The following is an 11,186-nucleotide window of genomic DNA, read 5'->3' as shown; positions in this document are numbered from 1 at the left end:
AATCGGGAATCGGGAATGGGGAATCGTTAGAAGCGGCGTTGCGGTGGCTGACAGGTACTGAGCCTCCCGCTCCTGAAGAGGCCTCAGATCTTGCGGCCCTGCACCTCATTCCCGATTCTCGATTCTCCATTCCCGCCAAATGAGAGTTCATCTCATTTGGCCAGCTTGAGGTAGAATTGCCGGGTATTCCTCCCACGACACTAAACCGGTATGTCTTCCGCTTTCGGCGCCGAAACGGTGCTTGAGGTCCGTCATTGGACCGATGCCTACTTCAGCTTCACCACGACCCGCGATGCCGGTTTCCGCTTCGAAAACGGCCAGTTCGTGATGATCGGGCTGGAAACCGAAACCCGGCCGTTGCTGCGCGCGTATTCGATCGCCAGCGCCAACTGGGAAGAGCATCTGGAGTTCTTCAGCATCAAGGTGCCGGACGGCCCGCTAACCTCGCGGCTGCAGCACATCCAACCGGGAGACAAGGTGCTGGTCGGCAAGAAACCCACCGGGACGCTACTGATCAGCGACCTGCATCCAGGTCGCAATCTGTATCTGCTGGGCACCGGCACCGGCCTGGCGCCGTGGCTGTCGATCATCAAGGACCCGGAAACCTACGAGCGCTTCGACAAGGTGATCCTCACCCAGGGCGTGCGCTTCGTGCAGGATCTGGCCTATCGCGACTACTTCGAGCGCGAGCTGCCGCAGCACGAATTCCTCGGCGATCTGCTGCGCGAAAAACTGCTGTATTACCCGGCAGTCACCCGTGAAGCGTTTGCCAATCAGGGCCGCCTGACCGAGCTGATGGCCGATGGCCGCATGCAGCAGACGCTGGGCCTGCCGACCCTGGACCCGGCCAACGACCGCTTCATGATCTGCGGCAGCCCGCAGATGCTGGCCGATCTGCGCACGTTGCTGGACGCACGCGGTTTCCAGACCTCGCCACGCATCGGCACCCCGGGGCATTACGTGTTCGAGCGCGCCTTCGTCGAGAAGTGAGGCAACGCGCGGGCATGCCGCTACTACAGCGCCGTAGGAGCGCACCTGGGCGCGACGAAGCGTTCCGGGTACAGCCTCATCCCCGGTAACGCCTCGCATTTTCGGTAACGCCGCATCGCGCCCGGGTGCGCTCCTACGAGCCCGCGGTGTTTAAAGGTTGGGCATGCGCCCGCGATATCACGCGTCTAGCGCACGCTCGATATCGGCGGCCAAGGCCTCCGGCTTGGTGGTGCTGCGTAAGGTGTTCGAGCGCGCCTTCGTCGAGAAGTGAAGCAACGCGCGGGCATATCGCTACTGCACCGTCGTAGGAGCGCACCTGGGCGCGACGAAGCGCTCCCGGTACAGCCTCATCCCCAGTAACGCCTCGCATTTTCGGTAACGCCTCGTCGCGCCTGGGTGCGCTCCTACGATCCTGCGGCGTTTAAAAGGTTGGGCATGCGCCTGCGATGTCACGCGCCCAGCGCACGCTCGATATCGGCGGCCAGGGCCTCCGGCTTGGTGGTCGGTGCGTAGCGCTCCAACACGGTGCCGTCGCGGCCGATCAGGAACTTGGTGAAGTTCCATTTGATCGCCTCCGATCCAAGCAGGCCGCGCTGTTCGTGCTTGAGCCATTGCCACAGCGGATGCGCGCTGCTGCCGTTGACCTCGACTTTGGACGCCAGCGGAAAATCCACCGCATAGTCGAGCGAGCAGAACTGCCGGATCTGTGCAGCATCGCCGGGCTCCTGGTGACCGAACTGATCGCACGGGAAACCGATCACTACCAGGCCACGCTCGCGATAGCGCTGCCATAAGGCCTGCAACCCTGCGTACTGCGGGGTAAAGCCGCATTTCGAAGCCACATTCACCACCAGCACCACACTGCCGGCGTAGTCGCGCATCGATTGCGTGCGACCGTCCAGGTCGGTGAACTCAAAGGTGGATAGCGTGGTCATCGACAACTCTCGATAGGGAAAGCGCTAGCCTAACCCAGCCCTCTCGGCCCGCCACACCCTCTCCGCACAGCGCTGTTTCTCGCCCATGTGACATCCGCGCACCACGATCCAGCCGCGTATCGTTGGCTGTTCGCAGGTCTGTATGCAGGACGTCCGGCAGCGCATTCGCTGGAGCAGGCCTTGCAGCATGTCCCGATGTGTCGCCGAGCCGCTGGCGGCTGTCCTGGCGAAGTCCCGGTGTGTTGGCAGCCTTGGGGCCTGGCGTGACCCGGCGCATGGTCGCGTCCGCCAGCCAGCCATGCCTTTTGTCACACGCCTGTCCCGGCGGGCTGGGTTAGCCTCGGCGGTTCGCACTTTGGAGCCATCCTCTTGACCACCCGTCTCGCTTTTGCCCTGGCCGCCTCCCTGGGACTTGCCATGCCGTCCTACAGCATCGCCGCACCCGCCACCACGCAGGCTGCCACCCAAGCCAACCCCTTCTTTGCCGACAGCACGCTGCCGCTGCATTACCCGCAGTTTGACAAGATCAAAGACAGCGACTTCGCACCCGCCTTCGACGCTGGCATGGCCGAGCAATTGAAGGAAGTGGACAAGATCGCCACCCAGAAAGCCAAACCAAGCTTCGACAACACCATCGTCGCACTGGAAAAGAGCGGCGCCACGCTCGATCGCGCCACCACGGTGTTCTTCAACCTGGTGGGTGCCGACACCAACGATGCACGCAAGAAACTGCAGGCCGACTACTCGGCCAAGTTCGCTGCGCATCGCGATGCGATTTCGCTCAACGGCAAGCTGTTCGCGCGCATCCAGAGCTTGTACGACCAACGCGCCAAGCTGGGCCTGGATGCACAAGGCCTGCGTCTGGTCGAGAAGTATTACAGCGACTTCGTCCGCGATGGCGCCAAGCTCTCCGATGCCGACAAGACCACGCTCAAGGCGATGAATGCCGAACTGGCCAACCTGGGCACCACCTTCAGCCAGAACGTGCTGGCCGAGGTCAATGCTGCGGCAGTCGTAGTGGATGACGTCAAGCAGCTCGATGGCCTGTCCGAGGAGCAGATCGCTTCTGCTGCCGAAGCAGCCAAGGCGCGCAAGCTCGATGGCAAGTACGTGATTGCGCTGCTCAACACCACCGGCCAGCCGCCGCTGACCCAGCTGAAGAATCGCGACCTGCGCAAGAAAATCTATGACGCGTCGGTCTCGCGCGGCAGCCATGGTGGTCAGTACGACAACACCGCGCTGGTGTCGCGCATCATGAAGCTGCGCGCCGACAAGGCCAAGCTGCTCGGCTTCCCGACCTACGCCGCGTATTCGCTGGAAAACCAGACCGCCAAGACCCCGGAAGCGGTCAACGCCATGCTCGGCAAGCTGGCACCGGCAGCGGTGGCTAACGCCAAGCGCGAGGCTGCCGATCTGCAGGCGATGATCGACAAGGAACAAAAAGCCGCACGCAAACCGACCTTCAAACTCGAAGCCTGGGATTGGGCCTACTACAGCGAGAAGGTGCGCCAGGCCAAGTACAACTTCGACGAGTCGCAGCTCAAGCCGTACTTCGAGCTCAAGAACGTGCTGGAAAACGGCGTGTTTTATGCAGCCAACCAGGAATACGGCCTGACCTTCAAGCAGCGCACCGACCTGCCGACCTACCGCGACGACATCACCGTCTATGACGTATTCGACGCCGACGGCAAGCAGCTGGCGATCTTCATCGCCGACATGTATGCACGCGAATCCAAGCGCGGTGGCGCATGGATGAACTCGTACGTGTCGCAGTCGGACCTGACCGGTTTCAAGCCGGTGGTGGCCAATCACCTCAACATTCCCAAGCCGCCTGCCGGCCAGCCCACGCTGCTGACCTGGGACGAAGTGACCACCATGTTCCATGAGTTCGGGCATGCGCTGCACGGCATGTTCTCCGACGTCAAGTACCCGTATTTCTCCGGCACCAGCGTGCCGCGCGACTTTGTGGAGTTCCCCTCGCAGGTCAACGAGATGTGGGCCGACGAGCCGTCCATCCTGAAGAATTACGCCAAGCATTATCAGAACGGCACCCCGATGCCGCAGGCCTTGCTGGACAAGGTGATTGCCGCGTCCAAGTTCAACCAGGGCTTTGCCACCACCGAATATCTGGGTGCGGCGATGCTGGATCAGAACTGGCATCAGATCAGCGCCAACCAGGTGCCCGATGCGGCCGGCGTCATGGCGTTCGAAGCCAAGGCCTTGCAGCAGGACGGCATTGCCTACGCGCCGGTACCGCCGCGCTACAAGACCCCATATTTCAGCCACATCATGGGTGGCTATGCGGCGGGCTATTACGCCTACATCTGGTCCGAAGTGCTGGATGCCAACACCCAGCAATGGTTCAAGCAGAATGGTGGATTGAGCCGCGCCAATGGCGATCGGTTCCGCAAGACGCTGCTGTCGCGCGGTGGCAGCGTGGATGCGATGGAGCTGTTCCAGAACTTCGCCGGGCATGCGCCGCAGATCGAGCCCTTGCTTGAAAAGCGCGGTCTGAGCGCGCAGGGCGGCGATGGCGCCACACCAGAAGCGCCGCAGTCCAAGCCGTGATCGGAGCTGCGTAACGACAACGCCGCCCGGAGCGATCCGGGCGGCGTTGTCGTTTTGGCGATGGCGTGCATGGCAGCCATCGCGTATCGCTCAGGACTCTACGGCGTCCACGCCATTGAGCAATTTCTTGAGCAGTTTTTCCAGACGCGCCTGTTCGGCCTCGCTGATGTCGCCCGCCTGCTCGTGCAACAGCGTGCATGCTTCCGGCAACAGGCTTTCGATCAACGCCAGCCCGGCCGGTTGCAGGGACAGCACGATCTTGCGCCGGTCGTCGGGACTGCTGCCCCGTGCGATCAAGCCCTTCTCGCACAACTGATCGGTGAGCCGGGTGATGTTGGCCGGCTTCTCGCTGGCCGCCTCTGCCGCCTCGGTCGGCGTAATGGCCTGCTCGGGCGTGCCGTACAACATCATCAGGATCTCGTATTCCGGCGGACTGATCCCGTACGGCCTGAGTCGCACACAACTGATGGTGTGCAGCCGCTTGTAGAGATGCTTGATCAACCTCACCAGGACAGCCGGCTCCCGCGGAAAGGCTGGATAGCGCGCGCAGGTGTGGTCTACGCGATTTGCGGTTGGATCGAAACTGCTCATATCACCCGTTTGGTTACATTACTGAATGGCCTGAGCATTCAATCACATCACTTGCGGGGCGACATCTCAGCGAGCGAAAAGATGTACATATTCCGGCGCGACCCACGGCATCAACGTGGATGCAGCGACCTCGGCCGTTTGCGTGCCATCCGAATAAGGCCCGACCTGATAAGGCGGAAACACGAAGCGCACTGCGGTGATCTGTCCGGCCGCATTCAACACCGGCACGAACTGCGCGAAGTTGTCCACCTGCGCTGCGGTTCCTTCGGCAATCATGCGGTCGGCCGATGCGATTTGTTCGGCCTGTTCTTCCACCGGCACACGATCGGCTTCCACGCGCTGGGTGGCAGCGGCATGCAATTGCGCCGCGACATCGCGGCCGATCTTTTCCCAGCCGGCCGGATCGGGAATCATCGCTTGCGCAGTCAGTTGCTTGCGCTCCTTGATCAGCCAGACGAAGCGCGCCACCAGCGGATCGCCATGCGCGCCACCGGTATAGCGGCTGCCATCGGCGGAGACGACGATCAGGTCGGCGGTCTGCAATAGTTTTTCGAATGCCAGCGACAACTCGTAGGGCGCTGCCGGTTTGTCGTTGCCCAGACCGGTTACCGCTTCCATCAGTTCGCTGCGGGCATCCTGCGCATACGTGCGAATCAACGCGGCCAGTCCCGGATACGCATCCAGCCCAGGCGGATAGCTGATCCCGACCATATAGGCCGGCGCGTGTTCGATCACATCTTCCAGCGGGCCACTCTGCACCATCAGCGGTTCCGGAGGCGGCGTTGTCGCTGCGGCCGCATCGGCTGCCGGCTCGGTCGGCTCGACTACTGCCGGTTCGCGCTGCGTACAGCCCGCCAACAGGGCCAGCATCAGCAGACCCCGCACACTCTTGAATCCAAGCAACCGCACCATTCCCACCTGCTCCCCTGATCGAACCACCTACTGCTGTCCGTCAGGCCAGCAGATCCTGAAACTGTTGATGCCGGCGCACGTAGGCGGCGGCGTAGCTGCACGCTGGCACGACCTTCAGGCCGGCCTCGCGCGCATGCTGCAAAGCAGACTCGACCAGCACGGCGGCAATACCGCGCCCTGCAATCGCATCCGGCACCAGCGTGTGCGTGATGGTCATGCGCGCACCCTCGAGCAGATACACCAGCTCGGCGCGATGTCCCTCGGTGTCAATAACGAATCGCTGCTGTGTCGGGTCGTGTTCGGCGTGCACTGTCGCTGCCTCCATCGTGGTGTGCGCCCGGCAGTGAATGTGCGGCAAGTGTGACCAGCGCGACGCCGCGCCTGCGTGAAAATGAATCTACGCTGTGACCGTTATCCCGGCTCGGCAACGACATCCTTAAGTTCGCGCAGGCAGCGCCGATAGCTGATTCGAAGGCGCTGCCTGCAACCGGTCTCCGGCCAGGCCAACGCCCTCGCCTTACCAACGAGGAGTCACGCATGCAAAACGATTCGGCAGGAAACGGCACAGACAGCGACAGCTCGCTGCTGGAAGGCTTGTTCCAGTTCGCCATCAACGGCGACACCCACAATCCTGACTTCGCGCAACTCAACGATACCGTCTACGAGCGTCTGCAGCAGGCCTACGGCGCGGTGTCGGGCTCGGCACTTAGCACCGACCGGGAACGCAGCGCAGCCTGATGTCTGCGTCGCTCCACCTGCCAGGACCTGTGACGCCGTGGCGTCGGTCCTGGCCCGGTTGCCGCACGCAACCGCTGCACTGACGCAGTACCGCAACCCCGGTACCCGAGCGGCCGGATCAGCCAGCGCCCTCAGCCGAAGCGCGGATTGGACAGCTGCTCCAGAAAAATCTGCCACACCCGCGGCTCCATGATCAGCATGAACATCACCCCGAATGCCGCGCCGGCCAGGTGTGCGCTGTGGTTGATGCGATCGCCGCCGCGGCGGTCCATCCATAGGCTGTAGCCGACGTAGAACACCGCATAGATGATCGCCGGTGCCGGAATGAACAGCACCAGGATGATGGTCCACGGCTGCAGCAGGATGAAGGCGAACAGCACCGCCGACACCGCACCGGAGGCACCCAGGCTCAGATAATTGGGGTTCTTCTGGTTCTTCAGATAGCTGGGCAGGATCGACACCACCAGCGCGGCCAGATAGAACAACGGATAGGTCAGCACGCTGCCGGTCAGCTGCGTCATCACCTTTTCGATCACCCGTCCGAAAAAGAACAGCGTGATCATGTTGAAGACCAGGTGCCCCAGGTCGGCATGGATGAAGCCGTAGGTCACCAGGCGGTCGTACTGCCGGTTCTTGTCCAGCGCCGGCGGCCACAGGATGAGCCGGTCGGCCAGCTTGCGGTTATTGAACGCCAGCCACGAGACGATGCCGGTGATGGCGATCAGGATCAGGGTAATCATGCGGACCTCAGGCAGAACGGTAATTGTCGACCATGCGATAACGGCGCGCGTACAAGCCAAAGGCCAGTGCTGCCAGGAATGCGAAGGCCGCGAAGAAGAACATCAAAAATGCCGCTTCGCTGAGCCCAGTATCGGCGATATGCGAGGTCACCGTCGCATTGCGCACCGCCACGTTCGATAGCAGCACCCACAGATTGCCGACCGTGGTGGTCAGATACCAGAAGCTCATCACCACGCCCTTCATCGACGGCGGCGCCTGGCTATAAGCGAACTCGATGCCGGTGGCCGACACCAGCACCTCGCCGAAGGTAAGCAAGGCGTAGGGCAGCATCTGCCAGGCGATGTGCATCGGCTCGCCGCCGTCCATGACGACCTGGATCGCGCCGACCGCAATCCACGCCACGCCACTGAAGGCGATACCGCTGGTCATACGACGCAACGGCGTCGGCTCCCAGCCACCACGGCGCAACAGCGGATACAGCACCAGGTTGTTGAAGGGGATCAGCAACATCACCAGCAGCGGATTGAGCGCCTGCATCTGCGAGGCGGTGAACCACGCCGGCATGGTCATCTCGCGTCCCTGCAGCACCCAGGTCGAGGCCTTCTGATCGAACAACGAAAAGAACGGCGTCACCAGCGCGAAGATCACCAGCACCCGCAGCAAGGCGCGCACGCCTTCGACCGCGGCATCCGGATGCGTACCGCGCGCGCGCTCCAGCTGCCACCAGGTGCCACCGCCGATCCCGGCCAGCAGCAGCACCAGCGCCATGCACAGGCAGATGACGATGCCCAGCGGCTCGATCAACGCCATGCAGGCCAGTGCGGCGACCACCGCGATGACTGCCAGCGCCAGACCAGGCCGCCCCTGCCCTGGCGCGCGTGCCAGCAATGCCGTGCGCAGCACCGCGCCGAACCCATGCGGGTCTTTCGGCGGCAACGGCACCAGCACGTAGCGCTTGCGGCCCAGCCAGAACACCAGCGTGGCCACGAACATCAAGATGCCGGGAATGCCGAACGCCCACGACGGGCCCAGATTCTTCAGTGCGAGCGGGATCAGCAACGAGGCGAACAACGAGCCGAAGTTGATGATCCAGTAAAAGGCATCGAACACCACCTTGGCCATGTGCTTGTTGGACTGGTCGAACTGGTCGCCCATGAACGAGGCCACCAGTGGCTTGATGCCGCCCGCGCCCAGCGCGATCAGGCCCAGCCCCACGAAGAAGCCTTGACGGCTGCCCTCGAACATCGCCAGACACGCGTGGCCGGCGCAATAGATGAGGCTGAACCACAGAATCGTGTTGTATTTGCCGAACAAGCGATCAGCCAGCCAGCCGCCCAGCAGCGGGAAGAAAAACACCCCGATCATGAAGCTGTGCAGGATGTGCTTGGCTTCGGCCTCGCGGCCCGGCCCGCCAACCTCCTGCAGCAGCAGCGAGGTGATCAGAAACTGCACCAGGATGTTGCGCATCCCGTAGAAGCTGAAACGCTCGCAGGCTTCGTTGCCGATGATGAAAGGAATCTGGCGCGGCAGGCGCGCGCCGGCCGTGGGGCCCGGCAAGGTCGAGGTGGTCAAAGGCGGTCCGACGAGCTGAAAACAGGCCCTATCGTACCGGCGCCGAGCTGCCGGCCGCCATGCGCGCGCAGGTCGGCTGCTGGCGTTGCAGTCCGAGGACATCGCGCTGCGCGCAGTCGACGCCGAGTGCATGCGTGCGTAGACCGCGTCGATAACCCGCAAAAACCGGCGTTTTCGATTCGCTCGCGTCCGCTTGAAGCCGGCGGCCATGCCGCAGTGCAGATTGGCCTGCCAGCTCGGCTCGGCTACATTGCAAACGTTTTCCTGGAACACTGGACCGCTGGATGCCCCGCTTCACCCGCCTGGCCCTGAGCCTGTTGTTGTTGACCTGCGCCCCTGTCGCGCTGGCCGCCGAACCGCTGACCACCCAGGCCGAGCGCAGCGGCTTTGTGCAGACCGGCCGCTATGACGAAGTCATCGCGCTGTGCGATGCGTTTGCGCAGCGTTACCCGCAGGCGGTGCGCTGCGTGGAGTTCGGCACCACGCCGGAAGGCCGGCCGATGAAGGCCTTGATCGCCTCCACCAGCGGCGCGTTGGATGCGGCCAGCGCCGCGCAGCGCAAGCTGCCGGTGGTCTTGATCCAGGGCGGCATCCACGCTGGCGAGATCGATGGCAAGGACGCGGGCTTTCTGGCCTTGCGCCAGCTGCTCGAGGGTAAGGCCGGCAAGGGCGTGCTCGACACGTTGGTATGGGTATTCGTGCCGGTGTTCAACGTGGATGGACACGAGCGCTTCGGTGCCTGGAACCGCCCCAACCAGCGCGGCCCCGAGCAGATGGGCTGGCGTGTCACCGCGCAGAACCTCAATCTCAACCGCGACTACGTCAAGGCCGACGCGCCGGAGATGCAGGCCATGCTGCGGCTGGTACAGCAGTGGGACCCGCTGATGTACGTGGACCTGCATGTCACCGACGGCGCCAAGTTCGAGCACGACGTCTCGGTGCAGGTGGAGCCGGTGCATGCCGGCGACACCACGCTGCAGCGCGACGGCACGCGTTGGCGCGATGCGGTGCTGGGCGATCTGGCCAAGCAGGGTTCGCTGCCGCTGCCGTATTACCCCTCTTTCGTGCACGAAGACGACCCCAGCTCCGGCTTCGCCGACGACGTGTCGCCGCCGCGGTTTTCGCATGGCTATTTCCTGCTGCGCAACCGCTTCGGCATGTTGGTGGAAACCCATTCGTGGAAGGACTACCCGACGCGCGTGCGGGTCACCCGCAATGCCATCGTGTCGGTGCTGCAGCAGGCCGCAAAACATGGCAGCACTTGGCGCGCCGATGCGCTGGCGGCCGATCAGCGCGCCAGCCAGCTGGCCGGCATGCCCGAGCCGCTGCGCTTTGCCGCCGGCCCGGCTGCGCGCACCGTGGCGTTTCGCGGCTACGCGTATACGCGCACGCCGTCGCCGATTTCCGGCGCGTTGATGACGCGCTACGACGAGAGCAAACCGCAGATCTGGAAGGTACCGCTGCGCGATCAGATCAAACCCGATCTGGTGGTCGACGCACCGCGTGGCGGCTATCTGGTGCCGGCAGCGCAAGCGGCCTTTGTCGCCGAGAAACTACGCCTGCATGGCATCGATTTCCGCATCGTCGCCAGTGCGGCAGAACATCCGGTGCAAACCTTTCGTGCCGACACCGCCAACTTTGCCGCGCGCTCGAACGAAGGTCACCAGACCTTGGAGGTCGGTGGGCAATGGCACGATGAAACCCGCAGCGTGCCGGCCGGTGCGTTGTTCGTGCCGATTGCGCAACCCAAGGCGCGCCTGTTGATGGCGATGCTGGAGCCGCAGGCACCGGACTCGCTGCTGCAGTGGGGCTTTTTCAACACGGCCTTCGAGCGCAAGGAATACATGGAGGCCTACGTGGCCGAAGACGTGGCGCGCGACATGCTGGCCAACGACGCCGCGTTGAAGGCCCAGTTCGAACAGCGCATCGCCAGCGACCCGGAGTTTGCCAACAGCCCGCAAGCGCGTCTGGAGTTCTTCGCCAAGCGTCACTCTTCGTGGGACGAGCGCTACCAGCTCTATCCGGTGCTGCGTACCGCGCAGACCGACTTCTAACCGCGCCGCCTCTTCAGGCGAGCGACCGAACCGCGCCTGTGCGCGGCTCCCATCCGGGCATCTCGCTGCCCCCAATTTCGTAATG

The 11,186-nt window shown here is 63.3% G+C and carries 10 protein-coding genes; 4 read left to right on the top strand and 6 right to left on the bottom strand.

All coding sequences use genetic code 11. The features are described 5' to 3' along the window. Nucleotides 1-210: 210 nt before the first annotated feature. On the top strand, nt 211-990 hold the full coding sequence (locus RQH86_RS00880) for a ferredoxin--NADP reductase (protein WP_005988314.1): 780 nt from the start codon (nt 211-213) through the stop codon (nt 988-990). Nucleotides 991-1,439: 449 nt separating this feature from the next. On the opposite strand, the gene RQH86_RS00875 is transcribed toward RQH86_RS00880, so the two are convergent. Further along, complete coding sequence (locus RQH86_RS00875) at nt 1,440-1,925, bottom strand: glutathione peroxidase (protein ID WP_311240166.1); 486 nt, start codon at nt 1,923-1,925, stop codon at nt 1,440-1,442. A 369-nt stretch (nt 1,926-2,294) separates the two neighbouring features. Between RQH86_RS00875 and RQH86_RS00870 the strand changes: the two genes are divergently transcribed. Beyond that, a complete protein-coding gene (locus RQH86_RS00870) occupies nt 2,295-4,493 on the top strand; it encodes a M3 family metallopeptidase (RefSeq protein WP_311240165.1) in 2,199 nt (732 codons plus the stop codon). Nucleotides 4,494-4,583: 90 nt separating this feature from the next. Here the strand turns inward: RQH86_RS00870 and RQH86_RS00865 are convergent, their stop codons facing one another. The 3 genes from RQH86_RS00865 to RQH86_RS00855 all read right to left on the bottom strand — a co-directional run bounded on the left by RQH86_RS00865 (nt 4,584) and on the right by RQH86_RS00855 (nt 6,321). Next, nucleotides 4,584-5,084, bottom strand: a complete 501-nt coding sequence (locus tag RQH86_RS00865) for a MarR family transcriptional regulator (protein WP_055845019.1) — start codon at nt 5,082-5,084, stop codon at nt 4,584-4,586. Nucleotides 5,085-5,150: 66 nt separating this feature from the next. Next, nucleotides 5,151-5,996: a hypothetical protein gene (locus RQH86_RS00860; protein ID WP_311240164.1), complete on the bottom strand. Its 846-nt coding sequence runs from the start codon at nt 5,994-5,996 to the stop codon at nt 5,151-5,153. Between the two features lie 40 nt (nt 5,997-6,036). Further along, nucleotides 6,037-6,321 (bottom strand): GNAT family N-acetyltransferase, encoded by a 285-nt coding sequence (locus RQH86_RS00855; protein ID WP_311240163.1) that lies wholly within the window; start codon nt 6,319-6,321, stop codon nt 6,037-6,039. Nucleotides 6,322-6,533: 212 nt separating this feature from the next. On the opposite strand from RQH86_RS00855, the gene RQH86_RS00850 reads away from it, so the two are divergent. Then, entirely contained in the window at nt 6,534-6,734 is a 201-nt protein-coding gene (locus tag RQH86_RS00850; RefSeq protein WP_055845030.1) for a hypothetical protein, read from the top strand. Between the two features lie 131 nt (nt 6,735-6,865). Here RQH86_RS00850 and RQH86_RS00845 read toward each other — a convergent pair whose 3' ends face one another. Then, nucleotides 6,866-7,474: a rhomboid family intramembrane serine protease gene (locus RQH86_RS00845; RefSeq protein ID WP_055845033.1), complete on the bottom strand. Its 609-nt coding sequence runs from the start codon at nt 7,472-7,474 to the stop codon at nt 6,866-6,868. Between the two features lie 7 nt (nt 7,475-7,481). Continuing rightward, nucleotides 7,482-9,047: an oligopeptide:H+ symporter gene (locus RQH86_RS00840; protein WP_311240162.1), complete on the bottom strand. Its 1,566-nt coding sequence runs from the start codon at nt 9,045-9,047 to the stop codon at nt 7,482-7,484. Nucleotides 9,048-9,331: 284 nt separating this feature from the next. On the opposite strand from RQH86_RS00840, the gene RQH86_RS00835 reads away from it, so the two are divergent. Continuing rightward, the gene (locus tag RQH86_RS00835; protein WP_311240161.1) at nt 9,332-11,101 is read left to right on the top strand and encodes a M14 family metallopeptidase; all 1,770 of its coding nucleotides are present in this window, start codon (nt 9,332-9,334) and stop codon (nt 11,099-11,101) included. Nucleotides 11,102-11,186 lie beyond the last annotated feature (85 nt).

This window comes from Xanthomonas sp. WCS2018Noco2-27 (genome assembly GCF_031843525.1).
In the GTDB taxonomy this organism is placed as follows: Bacteria; Pseudomonadota; Gammaproteobacteria; order Xanthomonadales; family Xanthomonadaceae; genus Xanthomonas.
Note: the sequence above shows the minus strand (reverse complement) of the source record. Positions and strands in the feature narration are given on the sequence as shown.

Bases quoted from the DNA above. Each gene is read 5' to 3' on its own strand.
- RQH86_RS00880 (WP_005988314.1), top strand. From the start codon at position 211: ATGTCTTCCGCTTTCGGCGCCGAAACGGTGCTTGAGGTCCGTCATTGG.
- RQH86_RS00875 (WP_311240166.1), bottom strand. From the start codon at position 1,925: ATGACCACGCTATCCACCTTTGAGTTCACCGACCTGGACGGTCGCACG.
- RQH86_RS00865 (WP_055845019.1), bottom strand. From the start codon at position 5,084: ATGAGCAGTTTCGATCCAACCGCAAATCGCGTAGACCACACCTGCGCG.
- RQH86_RS00860 (WP_311240164.1), bottom strand. From the start codon at position 5,996: ATGGTGCGGTTGCTTGGATTCAAGAGTGTGCGGGGTCTGCTGATGCTG.
- RQH86_RS00855 (WP_311240163.1), bottom strand. From the start codon at position 6,321: ATGGAGGCAGCGACAGTGCACGCCGAACACGACCCGACACAGCAGCGA.
- RQH86_RS00850 (WP_055845030.1), top strand. From the start codon at position 6,534: ATGCAAAACGATTCGGCAGGAAACGGCACAGACAGCGACAGCTCGCTG.
- RQH86_RS00845 (WP_055845033.1), bottom strand. From the start codon at position 7,474: ATGATTACCCTGATCCTGATCGCCATCACCGGCATCGTCTCGTGGCTG.
- RQH86_RS00835 (WP_311240161.1), top strand. From the start codon at position 9,332: ATGCCCCGCTTCACCCGCCTGGCCCTGAGCCTGTTGTTGTTGACCTGC.